Source organism: Pseudomonas sp. 1L-B-1-E-C1 (assembly GCF_057291835.1).
Genome location: NZ_JBXAWN010000003.1, coordinates 247,154 through 271,279, shown reverse-complemented (window position 1 = coordinate 271,279; position 24,126 = coordinate 247,154). Strand labels below are relative to the sequence as shown.

Annotated in this window: 23 protein-coding genes; 8 read left to right on the top strand and 15 right to left on the bottom strand. The window is 59.2% G+C overall.

All coding sequences use genetic code 11. From position 1 onward, the window contains the following. Nucleotides 1–5 precede the first annotated feature (5 nt). From tssH to tssA, 11 genes are all read right to left on the bottom strand, one after another. The gene (gene tssH, locus AC0Z4S_RS07490) at nucleotides 6–2,663 is read right to left on the bottom strand and encodes a type VI secretion system ATPase TssH (protein ID WP_485622575.1); all 2,658 of its coding nucleotides are present in this window, start codon (nucleotides 2,661–2,663) and stop codon (nucleotides 6–8) included. Between the two features lie 11 nt (nucleotides 2,664–2,674). Continuing rightward, complete coding sequence (gene tssG, locus AC0Z4S_RS07485; RefSeq protein WP_485622574.1) at nucleotides 2,675–3,682, bottom strand: type VI secretion system baseplate subunit TssG; 1,008 nt, start codon at nucleotides 3,680–3,682, stop codon at nucleotides 2,675–2,677. Then, nucleotides 3,646–5,433: a type VI secretion system baseplate subunit TssF gene (gene tssF, locus AC0Z4S_RS07480; RefSeq protein WP_485622573.1), complete on the bottom strand. Its 1,788-nt coding sequence runs from the start codon at nucleotides 5,431–5,433 to the stop codon at nucleotides 3,646–3,648. Before tssF ends, tssG begins: the two co-directional genes overlap by 37 nt. Before the next feature lie 94 nt (nucleotides 5,434–5,527). After that, a complete protein-coding gene (locus AC0Z4S_RS07475) occupies nucleotides 5,528–6,046 on the bottom strand; it encodes a hypothetical protein (protein ID WP_485622572.1) in 519 nt (172 codons plus the stop codon). Between the two features lie 26 nt (nucleotides 6,047–6,072). Beyond that, nucleotides 6,073–6,462 (bottom strand): hypothetical protein, encoded by a 390-nt coding sequence (locus AC0Z4S_RS07470; protein ID WP_485622571.1) that lies wholly within the window; start codon nucleotides 6,460–6,462, stop codon nucleotides 6,073–6,075. A gap of 20 nt (nucleotides 6,463–6,482) precedes the next feature. Beyond that, nucleotides 6,483–7,451, bottom strand: coding sequence for a DUF6402 family protein (locus AC0Z4S_RS07465; protein WP_485622570.1), 969 nt, complete (start codon nucleotides 7,449–7,451; stop codon nucleotides 6,483–6,485). 59 nt (nucleotides 7,452–7,510) lie between these two features. Continuing rightward, entirely contained in the window at nucleotides 7,511–8,035 is a 525-nt protein-coding gene (locus AC0Z4S_RS07460) for a PAAR domain-containing protein (RefSeq protein ID WP_041476612.1), read from the bottom strand. A gap of 11 nt (nucleotides 8,036–8,046) precedes the next feature. Continuing rightward, nucleotides 8,047–8,454 (bottom strand): type VI secretion system baseplate subunit TssE, encoded by a 408-nt coding sequence (tssE, locus tag AC0Z4S_RS07455; protein WP_007920274.1) that lies wholly within the window; start codon nucleotides 8,452–8,454, stop codon nucleotides 8,047–8,049. Between the two features lie 9 nt (nucleotides 8,455–8,463). Continuing rightward, the gene (tssC, locus tag AC0Z4S_RS07450; RefSeq protein ID WP_016772499.1) at nucleotides 8,464–9,939 is read right to left on the bottom strand and encodes a type VI secretion system contractile sheath large subunit; all 1,476 of its coding nucleotides are present in this window, start codon (nucleotides 9,937–9,939) and stop codon (nucleotides 8,464–8,466) included. Nucleotides 9,940–9,967: 28 nt separating this feature from the next. After that, nucleotides 9,968–10,471 carry a type VI secretion system contractile sheath small subunit gene (tssB, locus tag AC0Z4S_RS07445; protein WP_064365136.1) on the bottom strand — a complete coding sequence of 168 codons (504 nt, stop codon included), beginning with the start codon at nucleotides 10,469–10,471 and terminating at the stop codon, nucleotides 9,968–9,970. 32 nt (nucleotides 10,472–10,503) lie between these two features. Then, nucleotides 10,504–12,066, bottom strand: coding sequence for a type VI secretion system protein TssA (tssA, locus tag AC0Z4S_RS07440; protein ID WP_485622569.1), 1,563 nt, complete (start codon nucleotides 12,064–12,066; stop codon nucleotides 10,504–10,506). A 700-nt stretch (nucleotides 12,067–12,766) separates the two neighbouring features. Between tssA and tssI the strand changes: the two genes are divergently transcribed. The 5 genes from tssI to AC0Z4S_RS07415 all read left to right on the top strand — a co-directional run bounded on the left by tssI (nucleotide 12,767) and on the right by AC0Z4S_RS07415 (nucleotide 19,202). Then, a complete protein-coding gene (gene tssI / locus AC0Z4S_RS07435) occupies nucleotides 12,767–14,791 on the top strand; it encodes a type VI secretion system tip protein TssI/VgrG (RefSeq protein WP_485622568.1) in 2,025 nt (674 codons plus the stop codon). After that, nucleotides 14,788–15,636, top strand: a complete 849-nt coding sequence (locus AC0Z4S_RS07430) for a DUF4123 domain-containing protein (protein WP_485622567.1) — start codon at nucleotides 14,788–14,790, stop codon at nucleotides 15,634–15,636. The genes tssI and AC0Z4S_RS07430 overlap by 4 nt, the downstream gene beginning before the upstream one ends. Continuing rightward, nucleotides 15,633–16,424, top strand: a complete 792-nt coding sequence (locus AC0Z4S_RS07425; RefSeq protein ID WP_485622566.1) for a hypothetical protein — start codon at nucleotides 15,633–15,635, stop codon at nucleotides 16,422–16,424. The genes AC0Z4S_RS07430 and AC0Z4S_RS07425 overlap by 4 nt, the downstream gene beginning before the upstream one ends. Beyond that, nucleotides 16,421–18,751 carry a lipase family protein gene (locus AC0Z4S_RS07420; RefSeq protein WP_485622565.1) on the top strand — a complete coding sequence of 777 codons (2,331 nt, stop codon included), beginning with the start codon at nucleotides 16,421–16,423 and terminating at the stop codon, nucleotides 18,749–18,751. The genes AC0Z4S_RS07425 and AC0Z4S_RS07420 overlap by 4 nt, the downstream gene beginning before the upstream one ends. Nucleotides 18,752–18,845: 94 nt before the next feature. Continuing rightward, the gene (locus AC0Z4S_RS07415; protein ID WP_485622564.1) at nucleotides 18,846–19,202 is read left to right on the top strand and encodes a hypothetical protein; all 357 of its coding nucleotides are present in this window, start codon (nucleotides 18,846–18,848) and stop codon (nucleotides 19,200–19,202) included. A gap of 98 nt (nucleotides 19,203–19,300) precedes the next feature. On the opposite strand, the gene AC0Z4S_RS07410 is transcribed toward AC0Z4S_RS07415, so the two are convergent. From AC0Z4S_RS07410 to AC0Z4S_RS07400, 3 genes are all read right to left on the bottom strand, one after another. After that, nucleotides 19,301–19,576, bottom strand: a complete 276-nt coding sequence (locus AC0Z4S_RS07410) for an HU family DNA-binding protein (RefSeq protein WP_003213368.1) — start codon at nucleotides 19,574–19,576, stop codon at nucleotides 19,301–19,303. A gap of 190 nt (nucleotides 19,577–19,766) precedes the next feature. Then, complete coding sequence (locus AC0Z4S_RS07405) at nucleotides 19,767–20,915, bottom strand: NAD(P)/FAD-dependent oxidoreductase (RefSeq protein ID WP_485622563.1); 1,149 nt, start codon at nucleotides 20,913–20,915, stop codon at nucleotides 19,767–19,769. Between the two features lie 20 nt (nucleotides 20,916–20,935). Further along, nucleotides 20,936–21,103 carry a rubredoxin gene (locus tag AC0Z4S_RS07400; protein WP_003177199.1) on the bottom strand — a complete coding sequence of 56 codons (168 nt, stop codon included), beginning with the start codon at nucleotides 21,101–21,103 and terminating at the stop codon, nucleotides 20,936–20,938. 201 nt (nucleotides 21,104–21,304) lie between these two features. On the opposite strand from AC0Z4S_RS07400, the gene AC0Z4S_RS07395 reads away from it, so the two are divergent. After that, on the top strand, nucleotides 21,305–21,865 hold the full coding sequence (locus AC0Z4S_RS07395; protein ID WP_485622562.1) for a chorismate--pyruvate lyase family protein: 561 nt from the start codon (nucleotides 21,305–21,307) through the stop codon (nucleotides 21,863–21,865). Next, entirely contained in the window at nucleotides 21,865–22,755 is an 891-nt protein-coding gene (gene ubiA / locus AC0Z4S_RS07390) for a 4-hydroxybenzoate octaprenyltransferase (RefSeq protein WP_485622561.1), read from the top strand. The genes AC0Z4S_RS07395 and ubiA overlap by 1 nt, the downstream gene beginning before the upstream one ends. A gap of 113 nt (nucleotides 22,756–22,868) precedes the next feature. On the opposite strand, the gene AC0Z4S_RS07385 is transcribed toward ubiA, so the two are convergent. Next, the gene (locus AC0Z4S_RS07385; protein ID WP_471876965.1) at nucleotides 22,869–23,252 is read right to left on the bottom strand and encodes a COG4315 family predicted lipoprotein; all 384 of its coding nucleotides are present in this window, start codon (nucleotides 23,250–23,252) and stop codon (nucleotides 22,869–22,871) included. Nucleotides 23,253–23,403: 151 nt separating this feature from the next. On the opposite strand from AC0Z4S_RS07385, the gene phoB reads away from it, so the two are divergent. Beyond that, complete coding sequence (gene phoB, locus AC0Z4S_RS07380) at nucleotides 23,404–24,093, top strand: phosphate regulon transcriptional regulator PhoB (protein ID WP_007896474.1); 690 nt, start codon at nucleotides 23,404–23,406, stop codon at nucleotides 24,091–24,093. Nucleotides 24,094–24,126: the final 33 nt, after the last annotated feature.

Here is a 24,126-nt window from a genome sequence, read left to right as displayed (position 1 = left end):
CCACCTCAGACGAACTCGCAGGTCACGCTGGAGTTGCCGTCGAGCGTGGCATGCACACGCTTGAGGCTTTCGCCGGTCGCCATCGCGTCGAGCAGACGATCGGCCACCAGTGGCAGCACGTGCTGGTCGAGCAGATGGTCGATCAGGCGCGCGCCGCTTTCGCTTTGCGTGCAACGCTCGGACAGGTGATCGACGAGGTTCTGGCACCAGCTGAAGTCCAGTTGACGACGGTTCAGGCGTTCGCCGAGACGACCGAGTTTGATCTCGATCAGCTCGCGCAGCACCGGGCCGCCCACCGGGTAGTACGGCACCACTTTCATCCGCGCCAGCAGCGCCGGTTTGAAGTGTTTGCTGAGCACCGGACGAATGGTTTCTTCGAGCACCTCGGCGGTCGGCCGCGCGCCGTCTTCGCAGAGTTCGCTGATCTTGTCGCTACCCAGGTTCGAGGTCATCAGGATCAACGTGTTGCGGAAGTCGATTTCGCGACCTTCGCCATCGTTGGCCACGCCTTTGTCGAAGATTTGGTAGAACAGGTTGAGCACGTCCGGATCAGCCTTCTCGACTTCATCGAGCAACACCACCGAATACGGCTTCTGACGCACGGCTTCGGTGAGCATGCCGCCTTCGCCGTAACCGACGTAGCCCGGTGGCGCACCGATCAGACGCGAGACGGTGTGCTTCTCCTGGAACTCGGACATGTTGATGGTGGTGATGAAACGGTCGCCGCCATAGAGCAAGTCAGCCAGAGCCAGCGCGGTTTCGGTCTTGCCGACGCCGCTCGGGCCGACCAGCAGGAACACGCCGACCGGTGCATCCGGTTTGTTCAGACCGGCAGCGGTGGCGCGCATCGAGCGATCCAGCGCGTGCACGGCTTGTTCCTGACCACGGATGCGCGTGCGCAGATCGGTGGCGAAACTGGCGACCTTGGCGTTGTGCTCGCGGGCCAGTTGCGCCAGCGGCACACCGGTCCAGGCGCTGATCACTTCGGCGACCAGACGCGGGCACACTTCGAAGCTGACCAGACGTTCTTTGACTTGCGCGGCAGTCAACGCGGCGTGGGTTTCATGCAACTGAGCTTCGAGCGCTGCGACGCTCTGGCCTTCTTCGACTTCGGCGACCACGGTTTCAATCACGGTGCCTTCGGCGTCTTCTTCAACGCTGACGGTCGGCTCGACCGCTGCGGCTTCGCGGGCCTTGGCCAGTTGCTGACGCAGTTCCAGCACGCGCTCGGCCAGTTCTTTTTGCTCAGTCCACAAGGTCTCGAGCGTAACCATCTCGCTTTCGGCTTCATCCAGACGCGCTTCCAGTGCTTCCAGCGCTTCGTGGTCGATCAGCAGACCGGCCTCGGCATCGCGGCGCAGGGCCTGACGCTGACGGCCACCTTCAGCCAGTTCGCCACGCAGGCGCTCGAGACTTTCCGGGGCGGCGGCGAGGCTGATGCGCACGCGGGCGCAGGCGGTGTCAAGGACGTCGACAGCCTTGTCCGGCAGTTGCCGACCGGCCAGATAACGCGCGGACAATTCAGCAGCGGACACCACCGCGTCATCGCGCAGGTAGATGCCGTGGCTCTTCTCGTAGACCTGAGCCAGACCACGCAGAATGGTCACCGCTTCGCTGACGGTCGGTTCGTGCAGTTGCACCGGTTGGAAGCGACGGGCCAGCGCCGGATCTTTCTCGAAGTATTTCTTGTACTCGGCCCAGGTGGTCGCGGCGATGGTGCGCAGTTCGCCACGGGCCAGTGCCGGTTTCAGCAGGTTGGCCGCGTCTGAGCCGCCGGCATTGCCGCCCGCGCCGATCAAAGTGTGGGCTTCGTCGATGAACAGAATGATCGGTTTTGGCGAGGCTTTGACTTCATCGATCACGCCTTTCAGACGGCGCTCGAATTCACCTTTGACGCTGGCGCCGGCCTGCAACAGGCCCATGTCCAGCGACAGCAACTCAACGCCCTTGAGCACCTGCGGCACTTCACCGGCAGCGATGCGCGAAGCGAGGCCTTCGACGATGGCGGTTTTACCGACACCGGCCTCACCGACGACGATCGGGTTGTTCTTGCGGCGACGGGCGAGGATGTCGACCATCTGCCGGATCGCGCCGTCACGGCACAGCACCGGGTCGAGTTTGCCGTCGCGGGCCTGCTGGGTCAGGTTGTGGGTGAAGCGCTGCAACAGCGACTCGCCCTGTGCCGCCGGTTTGCCATTGGCCGCCGGTTGCTCCTGTTGCGACAGGGCAAATTCTTTCAGGCGATCGATGTTCAGCTTGGCGAGCAGCGGTTGATAGCGGCTGCCGGCATAACGCATCGGGTTGCGCAGCAACGCCAGGATCAGCGCGGCGTCTTCGACCTGGGTCTGGCCCAGCTCGAGGTTGGCCACCAGCAGCGCGTCTTGCAGCCATTGCACCAGTTCCGGAGCGAATACCGGGTTGCGCGAAGCGCTGTGTTCGACCCGCGATTGCAATGCAGCGGTCAGTTCACCGGCGTCGACGTCAGCATCTTGCAGCGCGCGCGACAGCAAGCCGTTCGGACGCTCGAGCAAGCCCAGCAGCAAGTCTTCGACGAGAATCTTGCTGCCGCCACGGGCGACGCAACGCTCGGCCGAACGCTCCAGATCACGACGGGTTTCGGCGTCCAGCGCCTGGATGAGTTGTTGCAGGTCTACGTTGATCATGGCTCACGTCCTTAATGAATTTTGCTGCCTAGGGTCACCACGCCGTCCGCTTTTTCGCGGCCCAGCCAACTGGTCCAACCGAGGCGACAGGCGTTCTGCTCACCGATGCGCAGTTCGCGGATTTCTTCCTGGCGCAGGACCAGGCGAATGTCGTAATCGAGCGGGTCACGCAAGGTGAACCGCACCAGCGCGCAGAGCGGCTGGTAGCCGAAACCGATCGGCAGGAATTCATGGAATCGCTGCCAGTCGAGTTCGGTGATGTGAATGCGGAATTTGCCGCTGCGGTCGCGCACGTGTTCGCCCAGCACGAGGTCTTCGCCGAGCATGCTGTTGGCGCGGCCCAAACGATTGCGCTGCTCCTCGAGAATTTCCACGCGGCGCTCGATGCACTGCTCGATGACCAGGTCTTCGTGCTTGAAGTAGTAACGCAGCACGGCTTCGATCAGCGCCGCCGAGTGCGCCCGCAAGCTGAGCAAACCGAGGTACGGCAGCAGACGTTTCCAGTTGAGCTCCTTGGCCTTGCGGATCTCGTCGCCGCCCAGGCCGATCAGCGCAAAAAGCTGCGCCGAGAACGGGTCGATCGCGCCGCTCTGGAAGCTTGCGCGGTAGCGGTACTTGCGCCAGATCGGCAGCATCAGCCGTTGCAGGCGATGGTGAAACAGGTCGAGGAAATTGCGCGTCGGGTTGCCGTCCTCGCTGTCGCCCAGGGCTTGTTCGCCATAGAACGCGGGCAACGGTGAACCGGAGCCAACCAGGCCGATCAGGTTGAAGCGCATGCGCGCGCGCATCTTGCCGTGCTCTTCGAAGAACTCGACGCGATCGACGTCGCTGCGCGGAAAGCCCAGGCTCGGGTTGGCCTGGAACTCGACCTGGTCGTACAGATCGTCTTCGCTCAGATGCGGGTGTGCCTCGCGCAGCCGATCGATCACCAGCAGCACGGCCTGAAACAGCGAGTACTCGCGTATTACCTTGGTCAGCCCGCTTAAAGCAGAGGCTGCAGGCCCATACGTGGTGTCCATTGGTACACCTCTCCCTGTGTGCTTTTTACCCGCAGCTCATGGAATGAATTGAGACTGGCGTAAAGCGCGAAAAACTCGTTGAGAACCGAAGCGAAAACGAACAGGTCGCCTTCGCCGATATAGCCTTCCGGGTCGATGGTCAGTTCGGTGCGCAGACCGCGCACCGGCAGACCGCGATGCAGCCGGTCGACGTGGTGATGCTTGATGTGCTTGAGGCCGCCGAGCAGGCGTTTGCTGACCTTTTCCGCGTGCTGGTCGTAGTAGCGCGGCAGGTCGTAGGTTTCCAGAATCACCTTCAACGCATTGACGTCCGCCAGCGACAGATAGTTAAGCGACATGTTGCTGATCAGCTTCCACAGGAAGTCACGGTTCAGCGGCGGCGCGAAACTCGGAGTCGCCGGGGTGATGTTGCGGAAACTGAGGAATTCCGGGGTCTGCTCGCTGGCCATGCAGATATCGCCGAGCTTGAGCTTTTTCGGCAGGTTCTGGTTGGTGCACATCAGCTCGATCGACAGGGTTTCGTGGGCTTCGGTGTGGCGGATGCCGAAGCTCAGATAGGTGTCGAGGCCGTCATGCAGCAAGGACGAACGCTGGCGAATGCTGTAATGCGGACGGCTGTTGGGCACGTCGAAACTCGGGTCGTGCTCGAAGGATTCGAACGGCACGTATTCCTGATAACCGAGACCGCCGGGCTTCCAGCCAGTGACGGTTTCCACCGAGAACACACCGCAGTTTTCCAGGTCGTATTCCGCCGGCAGCAGCAGGTATTCGTCCTGCTTGCCGTCTAGACGGATCGGCAGAGCGTCGTGCTCGAACAGATTGACGATCGGCGTGCAGAACAGCTTCACGTTATCGAGCGTCGGGCGCATGCGCATGATGCCGCTCTTGCGGATGTCGAAACGCAATTCGAGGCCACGCATCTGCTTGAGGGTGTCTTCCGGCAGCGCCTTGAGAATGTCCAGACCGTTGACGTCGACGAACAGGAACTTGTCCTGGAAGGCGAAATATTCCTGCAGGTAGCGATAGCCACGGAAGGTGTTCAGCGGATACGGAATCAACGCTTCTTCTTCGGCAAAGCCCACTGGTTTGACCCGGTCACCGGGAATCTTGAACGCCATCGGCTTGCCGCTGACGCCATCAATCGGCTTGCCGGCGCCGTCGAGCGGGATCAGTTCGATGCCGTCGAGGTTGCGCAGCAGGCTCAGATAAAGCATCTGGCTGATGTAGCGCTCGCCGGCAAAGTGCAGGCGCAATTTGCTCAGTTCCAGTTCGCCGAGGTGGCCGTCAGCGCTCATTTCCAGGCGCAGGCTGAGCAGCGAGCCGTCGCCCTTCACCGAGTAGTTCAGCGCAGCCAGATCCAGCGGCAATACCTCGGTCGGGTAGCAGGTGCGGAAGCGGCAGCGCACGTCATCGATCGGCTTGCTCTCGATCGGCGTGTCGCGCTCAACCAGCAGCGCCGGCCCGGAACGCTTGAGCGGATCGAACTGCAAGATGCTGAACGCTGGCAACGGGCGCATGTAGTTCGGCCACAGCAGTTGCATCAGCGAATGGCTGAGCTCCGGCAGTTCGTCATCGAGCTTCTGGCGCAAACGCCCGGTCAGAAACGCAAAGCCTTCGAGCAACCGCTCCACATCCGGATCCCGCCCGGCCTGCCCCAGATACGGCGCCAGCGCCGGACTACGCTCGGCGAAACGGCGACCGAGCTGGCGCAGTGCGGTGAGTTCGCTTTGGTAGTAGTGGTTAAAGGACACGGGTTACCTGCCTGGTAGTGGAACTCATCAAAAACAAAATCCTGTCGATGGGAGGGACTGTTCAGCCATCTCATGGCCGATTCTCCGCCGTGTCTCAATCGTCCCCGACAATGTCGTATGGGGTATTACTGATAAAGCTGTTAAGCCAATGCGGCTTCCATTCTGGAACTCTCATGCCGAAGTGCTGATCGCGTTTGTAAAAATCGATCCAGACGATGCCGACAATGACGTCGTTCTCATGGGTGCCCATGTCCACCGCGCTTCGCGGGTACAAAGGTGATCGAAAAACAGCGTTGGAATCTTGCTTGTCGGTAATGCGCAAGTACGCCAAGTCATCAAACGGCACCAGCCACCCTCTGACAGGTACGTTTTCGATCAGATAATTGCCTGACTCGCTGACAACCGAGCTGCTCGCCGGACGTTTGAGAAGATTGTTCACAGAAACGCCAGACAGACCGATTGCAACGACCAGTAAACTGAAGAACAAGGCTGCTCTTTTGGCGCTCATCAATTCTTCACCAACTTGTTTGAAACCAATCCAACGATCTCGTAAAAAATATCGAAAAAAAGCACCATCAAAGGACAGAGTTCTGGTATTCGTGCGATTACACACAACTGTCTTCCCCCTGACCCGACACATCAATTTTCCAGCACCTCGTAAGGCGTATTACTGATAAAAAGATCCAGCCAATGCTTTCTCGGATTAGATAACGCCAGCGTGAATTCCTTTTTCTTTTTATCCAATACAATAAAAACCACACCAACCATTTCATCACTTTCGTTGGCATTCATGTCCAATGAAATATCTGAGAACAAGGGAGTTCGATATACTCGACCAGGATTACCCAAATCCGTAAACTTTAAGTAAACCGAATCCTGCGGAGTCAAGAGTGAGCTCGCCGGAACGGATTCTATTAGATACTGTCCGGACGGACTCTTTTTCGACACATCCGGGACGCGACTCAAAATACCGCACACAATAAAAGCGACAGCAATGATCAAGCTGATCGATAACGCAATCAAGCTCATAAAAACCTTATTCCATGAGCTCATTTAGATGTTGCCTCAATAGGAGCCACGGATACGCTTTCGTACAAAACGTCTGAGTAAACGCGAAAATCCCCGCCTTTCTTATTCACATCCCGATAATCTCGAAAATCGCTATTCTGGACCAGCATGTAATATTTTCCTTCCAGCTCTCTATACCGGCGCACGGCCTCTTCTCTCTGCTGAGAGGTTTGTTCTCCCGTGACCCGCTTATATGCAGACTCAGCCATTACAGAATTCATTTCAGCCGCCAGCTTTGCGTTAGCCTTGACACCTTCAACCGGGTCGGTGACTAACTTATCAAAATTCCAATACCCTAAAATCTGGCTAAAAAGAGCAACTCCATCGTTGAAATCATACGCATCTTCGATGTAGAAACCGATTTTTGATGGCGTAAAAATAATACTCTTACCTGTTACCACCACCGTCCCTTCGGCAATCACCCGCATATTGAAATTCGCAAGCGCAGCGCGAAGTTCGTTAACTTCATCATCACCAGCCTGTTCGAACTCCACAACTTTGTTATTGGAGTAGCCGAATCTCTCCGCGGCACTAGCCACGCCATTAAATGCCAACGGATAACAGCCAGGGGCACTATTGGAAAAATGCTTAAGCAATCTTGTTTTTATCAGACTGATCCCAGCAGGACTGTTCCAGTTGGCCTTCAAATGCTTGAATGCTGCATTTGCACGCTCAAACCCAAGAACCCAATTCATTTTTACGATGGATTCTTCGACGTACTCTGCAGGTGCAAATGCCTCATGTCTTTTTACAACATCATCCATTCCACCATCTTCTGTTGTCCATGGCTTGCCTTTGAACCAATGGCTCATCAAATCAGCAGCAACGGGCCAATTGATTTTTTTCATCGTATTTGGAATATCGGTAATCTTGAACTGGCGAGCAGTAGCAATCTGACCGGAGTTATTACTTGCCGGAGTCATCATGGTTGCCACTGTCTTCGCTGCCATTCCTATATCCCTTTGCTATATTTTCCAGCAATCAAAATTTCTGTAATTCAAAAGAGAAACTAAGCGAGCACGACTCTACTCTGAGGCTCAATAATCAACTCAATTGCCTCTGCAGTAGCGGAGAATACTTTTTGAGTTTTCCCATCCGCGCCAGTAACGCCGTTTATGATTTTTCCCGATGCGGTTTTAAGTGTGTACTCCACGCCTGCAAGGGGTTTGCCTGTTTCTTCGCAATTGATCACAAAGTGCTCGTTAAACGGCCACTGAATCTCCACCGGCAACGGCGGAACAAACGGCGCCGGCGAATGCGAATTGCCAATAATCACCGTCCCGGACCCAGCCGTGACCTTGTTGCCATGGGTCCCCACCGAATCAACCGTCGCGGCAGGCTTGCCGTTGATCAACACAGTGGTCGCCAAACCGCCGGACATCGCACCACCACACGCCGAGGCATCGCCTTGGCGGGCGGCCGCGAGGCCGTCGAAGAACACGTCGCCGGAACCGGCGGCGATCGGGTTGGTGCCGTGGCCGGGGAGCGGGCAAGCGGTGGGGTCGGATACGCGTGCTGCGGGTTTGCCAGACATCGGGGATCTCCTTAGGTGACCTTGACTTGACCGCTGCCATCCAGGCGCGCGGAAAAACTGACCTGACGCTTGAACCCCTCAACTTCCAGCAGGCCTTCGATACTGAAGGCCAGGCGAAGTTGATCGTGGTCACGCGGCAGGGAAATGACACGCACGTTGCTCAGGCGCGGCTCGTAGGCTTCGATGAAGTTTTCGATAGCCAGGCGGGCCTGACTCAGGGAGTCGTGCAGGCTCAGACGCATGTCATTGAGATCGGGCAACCCGTAGTCGGCCAGCGTTTGCACGCTGCCGGCCCGGGTGCTGAGCATTTTGGCCAGATGGGCAGCCACTGACGCCATGGCACAAGCCTCAAGGCTGTTGCCCTTGCGTAGTTGCGCGTCGCCGTTGAGGCGTTCGAACAGGCTGCCGTATCCGTCCATGAGTCGCTCTTACTCTTTGTCCAGCTTGCCAACCAGCGACAGGGTGAAATCGGCACCCATGTACTTGAAGTGCGGACGCACGTTCAAGCTCACGCGGTACCAGCCCGGCTCGCCTTCAACGTCGCTGACGATCACTTGCGCAGCGCGCAGCGGACGACGGCCACGCACTTCGGCGCTCGGGTTTTCCTGGTCGGCGACGTACTGACGGATCCACTTGTTCAGTTCCAGCTCGAGGTCGGTACGCTCTTTCCACGAACCGAGTTGCTCACGCTGCAGCACTTTGAGGTAGTGAGCCAGACGGTTGACGATCATCATGTACGGCAGTTGGGTGCCGAGCTTGTAGTTCAGCTCTGCAGCCTTGCCTTCTGCGCTGATGCCGAAGAACTTCGGCTTCTGCACCGAGCTGGCGGAGAAGAACGCCGCGTTGTCGGAGCCTTTACGCATGGTCAGGGAGATGAAGCCTTCCTCGGCCAGTTCGTATTCACGACGATCGCTGACCAGTACCTCGGTAGGGATCTTGGTTTCGATTTCGCCCATGCTTTCGAAGTGGTGCAGAGGCAGATCCTCAACCGCGCCACCGCTCTGCGGGCCGATGATGTTCGGGCACCAGCGGAATTTGGCGAAGCTGTCGGTCAGCTTGGTGCCGAACGCGTAAGCGGTGTTGCCCCACAGGTAGTGCTCGTGGCTGTTGGCAACGGTTTCCTTGTACACGAACGACTTGACCGGGTTTTCTTCCGGATCGTACGGGTTGCGCAGCAGGAAACGCGGCACGGTCAGGCCAACGTAGCGGGAGTCTTCGGAGGTACGGAAGCTCTGCCATTTGGCGAATTGCGGGCCTTCGAAGTGGTCTTTCAGATCCTTCAGATCGGGCAGGCCGGTGAAGCTTTCCAGACCGAAGAATTTCGGCCCGGCGGCAGCGATGAACGGCGCGTGGGACATGCACGAAACGCTGGCCACGTACTGCATCAGCTTGACGTCTGGCGAGCTTGGCGACATGTAGTAGTTGGCGATGATCGCGCCAACCGGCTGACCACCGAACTGGCCGTATTCAGCGGTGTAGATGTGCTTGTACAGGCCCGACTGCATGACTTCCGGCGAATCTTCGAAATCGTCCAGCAGGTCTTCTTTGGAGACGTTGAGGATTTCGATCTTGATGTTTTCGCGGAAATTGGTGCGGTCGACCAGCAACTGCAGACCACGCCACGACGATTCCAGCGCCTGGAAATCCGGGTGGTGCAGGATCTCGTCCATCTGCCGGCTGAGCTTGGCATCGATCTCGGCGATCATGCGGTCAACCATGGCTTTCTTGACCGGCTCACCGTTGTTCTGCGGCTTGAGCAGCTCTTCGATGAACGCCGACACGCCACGCTTGGCGATGTCGTAGGCTTCGTCGTCCGGCGTCAGACGGGTTTCGGCGATGATGCTGTCGAGAATGCTGTATTCGCCGCTGGCGGCGCTCTTCTCTTGTGCTGCGCTAGTGCTCATTGTGTTGGCTTCCTTGGCTACTGGAGTCTCAGGCGTCCGGGGCTGCGGCGTTCAGGCCCAGCTCACCGAGTACGCGACCGCGGGATTCGTCGTCGGCGAGCACGCCTTCGATCGCTTTACGGAACGCAGGTGCGTTACCCAGCGGGCCTTTGAGGGCCACCAGCGCATCGCGCAGTTCCATCAGTTTTTTCAGCTCAGGCACTTGCTCGACCAGGCTGGCCGGGTTGAAGTCCTTCATCGAATTGACGCGCAGTTGCACGCCCAGCTCTTCAGTGCTGCCCTCTTCCTGCAGACGGTTCGGCACGTTCATCGTCAGGCTGAGCTCTTGCTTGGCCAGCACTTCGTCGAAGGTCATCTTGTCGATGCTGATCGGCTTGCGATCTTCGATCTTGCGCTCGTCCTTGCGGTGGGTGTAGTCACCGATTGCCAGCAGTTTCAGCGGCAGTTCAATCTCTTCCTGAGCACCGCCGGTGGCGGGTTTGAAGGTGACGTTGATGCGTTCCTTGGGGGCTACCGAGCCTTCTTTGGCCATGGCTTTTCTCCTTGCGGTTGTGGCCCTGGGGCCTATTCGAGTACCACTTCGAGGTCGAGGTGGCACAGCCTGCGATAAATCTCTTCCTTGCGTTCACGTACGGCATGGTTCTGCGGCAACAACTCGCAGCAACTGTGCAGCAGGTGCAGCACTTGCAATGCAAGCTCCGGCTCCCAGGCGTGCAGGCCTGAGTCCAGTAATGTCTGATCGAGGGTTTCGAGCTGGTTCTTGGCCAGTTCGTATTTCTTGGCCAGGAAGCACAGCCGCGCGAGGGCGAACTGCCAGAAAAAGCGTTCGCGCCCGCCGAAGGCTGATTGCAAACCCTGCTTGAGAATCTGCACGGCGGGTTTCAAACCTTCCTTGCGCAGGATCGGCTGGACGTCCTCGAGGGCTTTTTCCCAGGCCGGCTGGGTTTCGACGTTTTCGCTTTCGACCTTGCGCGGCGCGCTGGCGCTTTGCAGGTGCGGCATGACGTTGGCGGCGATCCACGCCCGGGTGGACGGATCGGCGAACGGCGCGCCGTCATGGAAGCGCAGCTCGATGATGCCCGGCAGGCGCTGAATCAAAAGCGCGAAGTGGATTTCCACTTCGCGCATGGCCAGCTCGGCGTTGAGGTTCTGGAGACATTCCCAGACCATCCTCTGGCCATCGAACCAGAACGGCGCCTTCGCCAGGCTCGCCTCCAGTTCCACCAGCAGGTCGGCGTATTTGCCCTGATCGAAGCGGTCCTGATAGAGCTTGAGCTTTTCCAGCGGCAGGCCGCGCAGCACGGTGATCTGCTCGGCGTTGCGCTCGGGCACCGCGTCGATGGTCATCCACAGCAAAGTACGGTTCAGGCGCAGGGCGCGCAGGTCGGTGGCCTTCTGCTTGAGCCACCAGGCGCACAACGGGCGGGCGCTTTCCTGCTGCGCGCGCAGGGCTTTGTGCGCATCGCGTTCGTTGTCGATCGGCGCGCCGGGGGTGAGCAACTGGCTTGCGGCCTGCTTGACCTGCGCCACCGCCGCGCCCACCACGCCGGGGGCCGGCTGGTTGTCGGCAGCGCGCTGGATCATGGTTTTCAGGCGGCGGGAGATCGGCAGCAGCAGCGGCGCGTCATCGCCCAGATGTTCAGTGCAGGCAGCCTCGAGACCGGCCAGGTGCTCGGAGAGCTGCCGGAACATCGGCAACTGTTCTTTGATCGCAATGTTTTCGGTGATGACCTGCTCGAGACGCGGCACCAGCCAGCCGATTGCGGCGGCGCGGGTGCGGGGTTTGAGCGGATGGACGTCGGCCCAGTTATTTTCCGACAGATGGTGCAGCAGACCGAGGCCGGCGAGCAGGCCCGGGAAGGATTCGCGCTGATACAGCGACCACGTCAGCCAGGCGCCGACACGCAGATCCTTGGATTGGGTACGCAGCAGATTTTCGCTGTTTTCGCGGATTTTCAGCCAGTCGATCTGCCCGCTTTCGTGCATCGACGAAGCCTTGGCCAGCTCACTTTCCAGCGCCTCGAATTCGCTCGAAAAACGAACGTCTTCGCCCGCGAAATTCTCTTTGGAAACAGAGACTTTTGCGAGTTCGAGGTAATGGGCGGAAAGTTTGCTTGAGTAGGACATCCATGGCCTTTATTAAGGATTACAGTCAGGCGCGCGAATGGAGTTTCAGCAACGCGGGACAGTATCGAAGAGCGGTTCAGCGACTCATCCAATTGAGATGTGCTCTTACAAGTGGGCGCATCGTAATCACAATGATGGCCACTAGCAAGCATCTGATTAAACAACAAGACGAACTGTTCAGTGGGCTCTGTAGGAGATCGCCCTATATGTCACAGGGGTTTCCCTGAGGCCGCTTATTAATCAGCGCATTTTTCCCGCTCCCGCCAAACCATTGACCCAGAGCCTCCCGCCGCAGCCGGGCGAGTTTACCGGACGCCCGTGTCCTCGAGCGGCGTGCAGCATGCCAAATTCAAAAAAAAATAGAAGTAGGACACTTCCGAAAATGACTGGTTTGCTCCAACAAGTTTTCCGCGACAACGAGCAACGCAAAAAGTGCCACCATAATGATAGCACTTCATTATTCTGAAACTTTCCCTGCGCCAGCAAACACTGCCAACTCGATAGTTATCGAAGCCGCTCCCTACAGACACTTCCCTCATTCCGACCCACACTTTCACACCGGAATACTCTGACAAATGTCAGGGATACTTCTTACATCAATTAATTTTCCGCGCCGCTAGCTTGCCCTGGCAACTTTTCATGCGCGGCGATCAGGGAGGAACGGCATCGCGCTTTGACTCACTTTGCTTAAGGACAAGCCATGTTCGGCAAAGGCCACTGCGCGCCATTCTCACTGCACATCCCGACCATTCGCCACGACTTCAAGGTGCTTGCATTCACTGGCACAGAAGCGATCAGTCAGCTCTACGCGATTCGCATCGAGCTGGTGAGCGAGCACGCAGATATCGATCTGGAAAGCCTGCTCAGCCGGCCCGCATTCCTGCAGTTCGGGTTTGCCGGCGAAGGCATTCACGGGCGAATCGAAAACGTCATGCTCGGTAAGTCAGGCAAGCGTCTGACCCGTTATGAGCTGACACTGGTACCGGCGCTGCATTATCTGCAAATGAGCCACGACCAGCGGATTTTCCAGCAGCTGACAGTGCCGCAGATCATCGCGCAAGTGCTCAAAGGGCATGGCATCCAGCCCGATGACTTCACGTTCAATGTCACCGTCGGCGAGCCACGTGAGTACTGCACGCAGTACGGCGAAAGCGACTTCCTGTTCATTCAGCGCCTGTGCGCCGAAGAGGGTATTGCCTGGCATCACCAGCATTCGATCGACAGGCATTTACTGGTGTTCAGCGACAGCCCGGTGTTCGCGCGCAAATTGGGCACGACACCCTTCAGGGTGGATAGCGGCATGGTTGCCGAACACCCGGAGGTCAACCACCTGACCATGGGCTTCAACACCCGTACCAGCACCGTCACGCGCCGTGACTATGACCTCAAGCGCCCAAGCCTGCTGCTGGAAAGCCGCTTCACCGCAGAGTTCACGCCGGCTCTGGAGGACTATCGCTATCCACTGTTGCTGAAGTCCGAAAAGCACGGCAAACAGCTGACGCGTCAGGCCTTGGAGCGCCATCGCAGCGACTATCAATGGATTGAAGGCAAAAGCGATCAGGCGATTTTGCGCAGCGGTCACCTGTTCGAGCTGAGCGAACATCCCAGGGCCGACTGCAACGAGTTGTGGTTGTTGGTCAGTCTTACTCACGAAGGCAAGCAACCGGCGGTGCTCGAAGAAGCTTTCAGCAGCGAGGCGAAACCTGCCGATAGTTTTTCCCAAGGGTACCGCAATGCCTTCAGGGCCATTCCCGCAGAGGTGGTTTACCGTCCGCCTTTGCCCGCGCCAAGACCCTTGCTGGTCTGCCAGACCGCGCGCGTTACCGGGCCTCCCGGAGAGGAGATCTTCTGTGATGAATACGGCAGGGTTCGTGTCGAGTTTCATTGGGATCGCGCTGAACGCAACAGCGAAAAAAGCAGCTGCTGGCTACGCGTAGCTTCCAGTTGGGCAGGCGACGGATTCGGCACGGTGACCGTGCCCCGGGTCGACATGGAAGTGGTCGTGACCTTCCAGGAAGGCGACCCGGACCAACCGCTGATTACCGGCTGCGTCGCCAACAAGGTCAATGCCGTCGCCCATCCCTTGCCGGCGAGCAAAACCCGCACGGTATTACGCAGCCAGAGCTCACCGCGCAATGGCGGCTACAACGAACTGTCGATCGAGGATCGCGCCGGGCAGGAGAAGATCTACCTGCGCGCGCAGCGTGATCTGGAGCAACTGATCCTCAACGACAGCCGCAGCCTGATCACTCGCGACCGCCATGAGCATGTCGGCAATGACAGCACCAGTCTCATCGAGGGCAAGGATTCGCGCACTCATCAAGGACTGCGCAGCACAGTAATCAACGCCGACGACTTGTTGCAGGTCAGCGGCACCAGCAGCCAGACCTTGGGCGCTCTGGTGATCCAGGCCGGCCAGCAGGCGCATGTCACGGCAAGCAACGTGGTGATCGATGCCGGCATGAGCCTGACGCTGTCAGCGGGCGGTCATCACATCGTGATCAATGCCGGCGGGATTTTCAGCAGCGTGCCCATCGTTCAGGGCGGAGCGCCACTGGCGGGTCTCGCACCGCTACAGCCGCTGCAGGTTGAGGCTGGTCTGGCTGCTCCAATCAGTGCCACACCGCTGTCGATCATCAGCAGTGCGCGCCAGCAGGCAGCGGATTTTTGCCCGCTGTGCGAAGCCTGCGCAGCGGGTCAGTGCGAGCTGGGAGAAGTCGCATGAGCCCGGTCGAACAATGGTTGCACGCTCAGTCCCGCGCTGGCTGCGAACTGTATCTGATGCTCGACACCGACGGCCAAAGCGCAGAGCACGCTGCGTTGACCCGCGACCTCGGCACCGAGCGGTTTCGTCCGCTCTACACCGGCACGCCGGCCGAGTCGCTGGTGCCGACCGGCCCGCTGCTGTTGCAGATCGATACGGCGCAGCATCCCGCCATCCAGACCTTGCTCGCCACGCCCGAGCGCAATTGGGGCTGGCTGGCCAGTGCCCGTCACGTCGAACTTGATCTGCTGGCGGCGCATTGGCGCGAGCGCCTGATAACCGGCGAACGCCCGAATCTGGCGGTGTACCGCGTGCATGACAACCGGGTTCTGGGCCGTGCGCTGGCGCACCTGCAACCCGAGCACCGCGCCGCGTTTCTCGGGCCATTCAACAGCGTTTGCTATTGGCACGCAGAACGATGGAACGCCATCGACAACCCGGACCCCGGCCACCATCCGCTGCCGATGGATCCGCCGTGGCTGCACACGCCGACCCCGGAACTGATCTACGCCAACGTGCTGTTCGACAACACCCGCCGTTACCTGGTCGGCGAACACACCGAAGCCATGGCCGAGCTGGCCGAACAACTCGACGTCGATGAATGGTTGTGGGGCCTGATTCAACTGACGCACTTGTGGGGCTGGCAACAACCGGAGCAAGTGCATTTCTTGCTGACGCGCAGTTTGCAGTTACCGGGATATCGGCCAGGCAAATCATGGCTGCCCAAACCCGGTGAAGATCCGGCGATGCATTTTGAGCGGGTATATCAGGAAGCGTTGTATTGGCAGGGAGAAGCAGGTCGATGAGGAAATTGAAACAAGGGTTGCTGCTGAGTGGTTGCCTGGGATGGCTGGTGGGTTGTACGACGGTGAAGACCCCGAACACCTTTATGTTTGTTCCGGATTTCCCGCCCGGATTCAAGTACGACCTGACGGCCACCTATGTTCCGGCCAAGGGCCAAACATGCACCGTCCCTGGCGGGAGAAACACGCAGCTGGGATACAACAAAACCAATATGAAGTACCAAGGGACTTCCGAGATCCCGCTGTACAGAACCGTAAGCGAATGTCCTCTCGCACTGAATTACATCGAGATCAAGGTCATCGGTATTTATGGTCCAGGGCGAAGCAACTTCAGCTATGACTACGCCTCGATTGCTGTACGTCCGGAGCTGTTGGAACGACAGATGGGGACTTTCAGTGAGGATGGTGAAGGCGAGATCTTAGGCCAATGTATGTGGTTTTTTCGGACAGTCAGCTCCAAGCGTAACCTAATAAAAATGTTGAGATGCAAAGGTATGGATGCACAGGGAAATGTAGCGCGGAGCCGTCCTTTCGCTGCGTACACGCTAGATCAGCTTTCGAATAAAACCATGAGGTTGAAAATAAAAATGGCGAATGAAGAGAGGCCTGGCTGGGGGGACACTTGGGTTCAGGTTCCGGGTGGGTGGAAGCGCTGTATGGGTGAAGGCTATGAGGACCAGCGTGGTTACTGCAATGGAAATTATGAAGACTTCAGCACCTTCAGAATGGTGGATGGACGGATTTGCACCATCTATCCAAGTTGCAATGAAAACACGGACGAGACTCCATGAACGCTGAATCCTTACCGACAAGCGTTACCACCTTCATGCAAGGTGATATCCACGCCTGCCCGATGCGCGGGCATTCGACTAGTTTTCAATTGGTGAATGAGTTCGGAGATGGCACACCCTACGCCGGCTTGGCATATGAGATCACCGACTACGAAGACACCGTTCATACTGGAAAACTGGATGCGAAAGGCTGGGCAAAGGTAGACAACCACCATTGTGGCCCGGTAGTGCTCAAGCTGAATAAGCCTTTTCAAGGAGCAGACGCGCTGTATCGAGACTTGAGAAAAAGACTGGACTACCCCCTCCCCATTACCGAACTCCAGGTCCGCGCCGAAAAAACCCGCTTCTTCCACAAAACAGGCACTCGTACCCAGGCCAACCCCGCCAAGGACCTGCCCGAAACCGATGCGTACTGCCAGGTCGAAGTCAGTGAACTGGTAAAACACATCGCCCACCTGCCACCGCTGGCTGCTCGTCGCGACCCTCCGAAGAGGGCGGCGCACAAGCTCATGCGACCCGCTGCGAAATCCCGAGACTTCTCGGTCGTCGATAAAACCGCCGCGGATGGCGGACTGCACGCAATCCTGAGTGCGGCGGAGATGGCCACCGTCGAACTGGGGTTTTCCCCGCCGCCGCCCAAGGGCGTCGCACTGCTGCCGAACAAGCACCATGTGCTGGAAGTACGTCCGATGAGAGCGCTACGGCCAATGCTGTCGACAGGCGAGGCGTTCTGCGCGCTCAACCTTTATCAGCTGTCGGTAATGGCCACGCTGAGCTACACCGATTTCGGACAGCAACCCAACACTCAACCGGTGCAGACCGACACGGTAAGCTTTCCGCTGCAGCCCAGCAGCGGCAACTGGTTCGGCCACGCGCTACCGCAGTTCGATGAGTTGTGGAAGGTCGATGACTCGCAAACGCAGAAATACTACCCACTGTATGAAGACGTACCGTACTCGAAACGCCTGGAAGTGGTGCCGTTTGACCCGAATCTTTACCGCGAAGTGAATGACCCCTCGTTAGGGAATCAACAGGAACACCCCGCCAGACTGCATTTTTTCGATGATCGCAAACAGGTCGAAAGCACGGACACTCAAGCCTTCATCTGCCACCACGACGAACTGATCCTGATCAGCGTGCGGGGTACCAGTGAATTCTGGCCCGACGGCTTGCGTGACGGCGATGCCTATCAGGTTCCCTTTGCCGAAGGCGAAGGCAAAGTGCACCGCGGTTTCTACGGTGGCGCTTTGGCGGTTTATCCATTCATCGTGACTTATCTGGAAAAATTCTACAGCGGGCAAAAGCTGCTGATCACGGGTCACAGTCTGGGCGGTGCAGTTGCACTGATCCTGTCCGAGATGCTGAGACGCAACCTGGAGTTCTCCCCGCAAATCGTGCTCTACACCTACGGCGCCCCCCGCGCCGGCGACACCTCCTTCATCGAAAGCGCCAGATCGCTGGTGCATCACCGCATCGTCAATCAGAACGATCCGGTACCGAGCGTGCCGGCGACCTGGATGAACACCTTTGCCAAGCCTGGGCCGATGTACGCAACCAACGCCGTGGTGCTGGGCTTCAACCCGGTCGCCGGCCTCGGCCTGCTGATCTGGGGAATCATCAATTTCTTTGGCGACGACTATGGGCATCACGGTGCTTTGCGCCATTTCATGCCCGTTGAGTTCGACAAGGACCACCGATCCTCCCTTCTCTGGGAGCCGGGTTGCAGCACGATCGTCGATCACGGCTGCGCCAAGGCCCTGCGCGCTACCAACGGCTTGCCCGAACGCGGATCGTTTCTGCGGCAGTTGTTCGACCGGGGTCACCACTCAATGGTCGGCAGCTACATCCCCGGCTGCTGGGCCAGCTTGCGCCGTTGGCAGGAAGCACTGCAGCTCAAGCGTTCGCTGGTGACCAATCGCGAATTCGAGTGGATCAGCAGCGCGCTGGAGAATATTCAGCAACAGCTGCGGGCCGTTAAGCGCGATCTGCAAAACAACCACCGTTCTTACGTGCGAGAGCAGGAGCGCGCGCACAAGACGCTGATGCTCAATCAGGAAATAGACAAGATCAGCATGACCAAGGCCCGCCTGACAGCGCTGCGCAGTCAACGGGTCACTGAGACCGACGTTTACGGCAGCTATGCCGACCAGCCCGAATGGGTCGAGGAAAGTCTGCTGCGCTGGAACAACCACCCGGAAAACCTTGTTCAGGAACAACTGGCGATGACTCCGCCAGCCGCTGACGATCACGATGCCGCAATCGCCGCGATGACCGGAGGGCATGCGGTTGGCGCGCCGTTTCATCTGGACATCGATTCGATCGTGTAGCGCCTGAACAACGAGCGGGCAAAACATGGCTGTGCCAGAATCCAACGCTCGAAAATTCGGTCTCTCTACTACTGCTGCCAAGGAGCTTCATTTCATGGAACTGAAACCACTGTTTTTCGCCGCACTCATGTGGCTGCCCGCCTCCCAAGCGTCAGCGGATACCCCGCCACTGGACGGCCATTACTACCTGACCGGCGCAATGGAAATGGGCGCCGAATTGCTCTTGCGCAAGGACGGTACCTTTGACGCCGGTGTGGCGTATGGCAGCGCCGACGGTTTTGCCAAAGGCACCTGGAAAGTCGAGAACCAGACAGTGGTGCTGGAGAGCAAAACCAAGCCTGCCTCGAACAGCGATCTGGGCGGCCTGTTTCAGGACCTGCAACTAGCGATCGAGCCAAACTGCCTGGCCGTGGATTTCGGCAACGGCAAGGCTTGCTTCCGCCGCCAGTAAGTCATCAGGCAACCACAAAAAAATGGGCACCCGACCGCAATCGGTGTGCCCATTTTTCATTTGCGGTTCTCCCCGTCATTCAGGGGAGCGCGCCGCGATCAAGGATTGACGCTGTCTTTCAACGATTTGCCTGGCTTGAACGCCACGGTGTTGCTGGCCTTGATCTTGACCGGTTCGCCGGTTTGCGGGTTTTTGCCGGTGCGGGCGCCGCGGTGGCGTTGCAGGAAGGTGCCGAAGCCGACCAGCGTCACGCTGTCCTTGCGGTGCAGGGCGCCGGTGATTTCTTCGAGGACGGCGTTGAGGACGCGGTTGGCCTGTTCTTTGGTCAGGTCTGCCTTTTCGGCGATTGCAGCGGCGAGTTCTGGTTTACGCATTAGTGAAGCCCCTTTGACGGTTTTTTGTTGTTATGTCCGTGCTGTTCTCGTTGGAACAGCGCCCAAGGCGCCGCAGGCTCTACTCTGCGGCAGACGGGAGTGAGAATGGCACGCCGCCAACGGCGGCGCCAGTCTCCCCAAGACCTTTGTCGGGGCAAAAGAGCGGTGTTTGCGACAGAACGACCGGCATTTACGCCAGCAGCGGCGGCAGCTGTTTGTTCAGGGCCAGTTTTTCCATGACCGCCCCGCCGGTCAGGGCGTAACCGAGCAACTGACCGTCGGCACTGTGGCACAGCGCTTTGATGTCGGCGCCCTGCCCTTCGACGCTCCACACGCCTTCGCTGCCCCGTGGCGGCGGCGAAACCACCAGCGGGCACACCGGGGTTTTCACGGTGATCGGCATCGGCCCGTAGCTGACCGCGGTCGGGTTTCCGGCGAGGGTTTGCGCCAGCGCTCGAGCGCAACTCATCAGCGGCATCACGTAGAGCAGATTGAGCCCGTCGACTTCGGCGCAGTCGCCCAGAGCGTAGATGTTGGCGTGGGAGGTTTTCAGGTAACGGTCGACCATCACGCCGCGATTGACCTGCACGCCGGCAGCCGCCGCCAGATCGATGCGCGGGCGAAGGCCGATCGCCGAGACCACGACATCGCACGGGATAACCTGGCCGTCGGACAGGTGCGCTTCCAGGCCGTCGGCGACTTTCTCCAGCCGGGTCAGCACCGGGCCGAGATGAAACTTCGCCCCGATACTTTCCAGCCCGGCCTGCACGGCCGCCGCCGCGGCGGGATGCAAGAGCATCGGCATGACCTGTTCACACGGTGCGACCAGTTGCACTTCGTAGCCGCCGAGGATCAGGTCATTGGCGAACTCACAGCCGATCAGCCCGGCGCCGAGCAACAACACCCGACGCTTGCCCGCCGCTGCGGCACGGAAGCGCGCGTAGTCTTCGAGATCGTTGATCGGGAATACCAGATCTGCGCCGTCGCCTTCGATTGGCACGCGCACGGTTTCCGCGCCCCAGGCCAGGATCAGGTCGCGATAGGGCACGGCTTCTTCGCCGATCCACAAGCGCTTGTGGCCGGCGTCGATGCCGCTGATGCGCGTGTGGGTGCGCACTTCGGCCTTCAACTGCTCGGCCATGACGCCGGGTTCGGCCATGCTCAGGCCCTCGGCGTCCTTGTTCTTGCCGAAACCGGTGGAGAGCATCGGCTTGGAGTAAGAGCGGCCGTCATCGGCGGTGATCAGCAGCAACGGGGTTTCGCTGTCGAGCTTGCGAAACTCGCGGGCCAGGTTGTAGCCCGCAAGCCCGGTGCCGATGATGACGACTGGTGCGCTCATGCCTTACTCCTTGGTTGTGTTCAGTTGATTTCGATCATTTCGAAGTCCATCTTGCCGACGCCGCAGTCAGGGCACAGCCAGTCTGCCGGTACGTCTTCCCAGCGGGTGCCCGGCGCGATGCCGTCATCCGGCCAGCCATCGGCTTCGTTATAGATCAGGCCACAGACGATACATTGCCACTTCTTCATTCAGGTACTTCCTCAGGTTTCAGGCGTAGTGCCGGCGCGGACGGTCGATGGGTGCTGCGTTGCCATCCGGCTCAGGGCGTTTTGTACTGAGGGTGCCGCGCAGATGCAAGCCTGTTCGGCGCAACGGCGGCCGGCGCCGCTCAATCCTGTCGCCCGCCATGGTAAGCTCGCCGCCTCATTTGCGGCCAATAATGACTCATTGTGCAACATTCAAATGCCTGTCCCGCCCCGCTCTGGCTGACCCAAGACCGCCTGACGCCCCGCCCCGATCCGTTGACCCTCGACTGGCTGTTCGACGAAGGTTCGTTGACCCGCCGTCTGACCCGTTTGTCCGAGGATGGCTTCAGCGTGTCGCCGCTGTTCGAAGGCTGGGCCACCCTGCGTGCTGATGAATGCGCAGCGCTGGATCTGGCCGAGGGCAGCGAAGGCTGGGTCCGTGAGGTGTATTTGCGCGGCCACGGCGAGGCCTGGGTGTTTGCCCGCAGCGTCGCCTCGCGGGCGGCCCTGCAAGGTGACGGTTTGCACATGGATGAACTGGGCAGCCGCTCGCTGGGCGAGTTGCTGTTTTGCGATCAGGCGTTTCAGCGTCGCGCGATTGAAGTCTGCCACTACCCTGAACAATGGCTGCCATCAACGGTGAAAGCCCCTGAGCTGTGGGGCCGGCGTTCGCGTTTCGACCGTGGCGCGCTGAGTGTGCTGGTCGCGGAAATCTTCCTGCCGAGCCTGTGGGACGCCGCCCGCGCCCATCCGGAGAACTGCTGATGTACCAGAGCCTGCTCAAGTCCCTCAACCGTCTGAACCCGCGCGCCTGGGACTTCGTGCAGTTGACGCGCATGGACAAGCCGATCGGCATTTACCTGCTGCTGTGGCCGACGCTGTGGGCATTGTGGATTGCCGGCAAGGGTTCGCCGTCGCTGGCCAACATCGTCATCTTCGTCCTCGGCGTGGTGCTGACCCGTGCCGGCGGTTGCGTGATCAACGACTGGGCCGACCGCAAGGTCGACGGCCATGTCAAACGCACCGCGCAACGGCCGCTCGCCGCTGGCCGGATCAGCTCGAAGGAAGCGCTGGTGTTCTTTGCCGTGCTGATGGGCATCAGTTTTCTGCTGGTGCTGTGCACCAATGCCCCGACCATCTGGCTGTCGCTCGGCGGTCTGGCGCTGGCGTTCACTTATCCGTTCATGAAGCGCTACACCTACTACCCGCAAGTGGTGCTGGGCGCGGCGTTTTCCTGGGGCATGCCCATGGCCTTCACCGCCGAGACCGGCGAGTTGCCAGCGGCGGCTTGGCTGCTGTGGATCGCCAATCTGCTGTGGACGGTGGGTTATGACACTTATTACGCGATGACCGACCGCGATGACGATCTGAAGATCGGCGTGAAATCCACGGCGATCCTGTTTGGCGAGGCGGATCGGGTGATCATCCTCAGCTTGCAGGCGCTGTCGCTGGGTTGCCTGATTCTGGCCGGGACGAAGTTCGAGCTGGGGATCTGGTTCCACCTCGGCTTGCTGGTGGCTGCGGGGTGTTATGCGTGGGAGTTCTGGTACACGCGCAGCAAGGACCGCATGCGTTGTTTCCAGGCGTTTTTGCACAACCACTGGGCGGGGTTGGCGATCTTTGTCGGGATCGTCCTGGATTACGCGTTGCGATAAGGATTCAAACCTGTGGGAGCGAGCTTGCTCGCGAAAGCGGTGTGTCAGTTAACGCATTGGTTGACTGATACGACGCCTTCGCGAGCAAGCTCGCTCCCACAGGGGATTTGCGGTTACTTGGCCTTGGCGACTTTCCAGGCGCCGTCCATTTTGCCGTCGCCGGTCATGTCGCCGGCCTTCTTGTCCATTACGAAGGTGTACAGCGGCATGCCCTGGTAGGCCCACTGCATCGTACCGTCGTCACGCTTGATCACCGTCCAGTCGCCCATGGATTTGTCGCCGGCCTCAGCCTTCAGCGGTGGCCAATTCGCGGCGCATTTGTCGTTGCAGGCAGACTTGCCAGCGGAGTCCTTGGCGAAGGTGTACAGGGTCATGCCCTTGTGATCGGTGTACATGCCGTCCTTCTCCATCGCCGGATCGGCCGCCATGGCCAGCCCCGGCAGTGTCAGGGCGGCGGTCATCAGCAGGGCTTTGAAAGAAGCAGTCATCTGAGTCATGGAAACCTTCTTTGGTGGTTGTCAGGATTCGGACTTGGAGCTTAGTTCAGGATCAGCACAAACGCCGCCACTCTGAAATACTGTCACACGACTGCAATAATTCCGTTATCTAATGCGGCGCAAGACAGTTAAATGACAAGAGGATTAAGGCATGGTTGGCAGGAGCATTCTGATCGTCGACGACGAAGCGCCCATTCGCGAAATGATCGCCGTGGCGTTGGAAATGGCCGGCTATGACTGCCTCGAGGCAGAGAACTCACAGCAGGCCCACGCCATCATCGTCGACCGCAAGCCGGATCTGATCCTGCTCGACTGGATGCTGCCCGGCACTTCCGGCATCGAACTGGCCCGGCGCCTCAAGCGTGACGAGCTGACCGGGGACATCCCGATCATCATGCTCACCGCCAAGGGCGAAGAGGACAACAAGATCCAGGGCCTGGAAGTCGGTGCCGACGACTACATCACCAAACCGTTTTCCCCCCGTGAACTGGTCGCCCGCCTCAAAGCCGTGCTGCGCCGCGCCGGCCCCACCGATGGCGAAGCGCCGATTGAAGTCGGTGGCCTGCTGCTCGACCCTATCAGCCACCGCGTGACCATCGACGGCAAACCCGCCGAGATGGGCCCGACCGAATACCGCCTGCTGCAATTCTTCATGACCCATCAGGAACGCGCCTACACCCGTGGCCAGTTGCTCGACCAGGTCTGGGGCGGCAACGTCTATGTTGAAGAGCGCACCGTCGACGTGCACATACGCCGCCTGCGCAAGGCCCTCGGCGACGCCTACGAAAATCTGGTACAAACCGTGCGCGGCACCGGCTACCGGTTCTCGACCAAAGCCTGATCCGCCCGCCAGACTCGCTGACAAGGACCGTAT

Bases quoted from the DNA above. Each gene is read 5' to 3' on its own strand.
- AC0Z4S_RS07420 (WP_485622565.1), top strand. From the start codon at position 16,421: ATGAACGCTGAATCCTTACCGACAAGCGTTACCACCTTCATGCAAGGT.
- AC0Z4S_RS07425 (WP_485622566.1), top strand. From the start codon at position 15,633: ATGAGGAAATTGAAACAAGGGTTGCTGCTGAGTGGTTGCCTGGGATGG.
- AC0Z4S_RS07400 (WP_003177199.1), bottom strand. From the start codon at position 21,103: ATGAAGAAGTGGCAATGTATCGTCTGTGGCCTGATCTATAACGAAGCC.
- AC0Z4S_RS07415 (WP_485622564.1), top strand. From the start codon at position 18,846: ATGGAACTGAAACCACTGTTTTTCGCCGCACTCATGTGGCTGCCCGCC.
- AC0Z4S_RS07410 (WP_003213368.1), bottom strand. From the start codon at position 19,576: ATGCGTAAACCAGAACTCGCCGCTGCAATCGCCGAAAAGGCAGACCTG.
- AC0Z4S_RS07430 (WP_485622567.1), top strand. From the start codon at position 14,788: ATGAGCCCGGTCGAACAATGGTTGCACGCTCAGTCCCGCGCTGGCTGC.
- tssH (WP_485622575.1), bottom strand. From the start codon at position 2,663: ATGATCAACGTAGACCTGCAACAACTCATCCAGGCGCTGGACGCCGAA.
- AC0Z4S_RS07470 (WP_485622571.1), bottom strand. From the start codon at position 6,462: ATGAGCTTGATTGCGTTATCGATCAGCTTGATCATTGCTGTCGCTTTT.
- tssG (WP_485622574.1), bottom strand. From the start codon at position 3,682: ATGGACACCACGTATGGGCCTGCAGCCTCTGCTTTAAGCGGGCTGACC.
- tssC (WP_016772499.1), bottom strand. From the start codon at position 9,939: ATGAGCACTAGCGCAGCACAAGAGAAGAGCGCCGCCAGCGGCGAATAC.
- AC0Z4S_RS07465 (WP_485622570.1), bottom strand. From the start codon at position 7,451: ATGGCAGCGAAGACAGTGGCAACCATGATGACTCCGGCAAGTAATAAC.
- AC0Z4S_RS07405 (WP_485622563.1), bottom strand. From the start codon at position 20,915: ATGAGCGCACCAGTCGTCATCATCGGCACCGGGCTTGCGGGCTACAAC.
- AC0Z4S_RS07385 (WP_471876965.1), bottom strand. From the start codon at position 23,252: ATGACTCAGATGACTGCTTCTTTCAAAGCCCTGCTGATGACCGCCGCC.
- tssA (WP_485622569.1), bottom strand. From the start codon at position 12,066: ATGTCCTACTCAAGCAAACTTTCCGCCCATTACCTCGAACTCGCAAAA.
- tssB (WP_064365136.1), bottom strand. From the start codon at position 10,471: ATGGCCAAAGAAGGCTCGGTAGCCCCCAAGGAACGCATCAACGTCACC.
- tssI (WP_485622568.1), top strand. From the start codon at position 12,767: ATGTTCGGCAAAGGCCACTGCGCGCCATTCTCACTGCACATCCCGACC.
- phoB (WP_007896474.1), top strand. From the start codon at position 23,404: ATGGTTGGCAGGAGCATTCTGATCGTCGACGACGAAGCGCCCATTCGC.
- AC0Z4S_RS07460 (WP_041476612.1), bottom strand. From the start codon at position 8,035: ATGTCTGGCAAACCCGCAGCACGCGTATCCGACCCCACCGCTTGCCCG.
- ubiA (WP_485622561.1), top strand. From the start codon at position 21,865: ATGTACCAGAGCCTGCTCAAGTCCCTCAACCGTCTGAACCCGCGCGCC.
- tssE (WP_007920274.1), bottom strand. From the start codon at position 8,454: ATGGACGGATACGGCAGCCTGTTCGAACGCCTCAACGGCGACGCGCAA.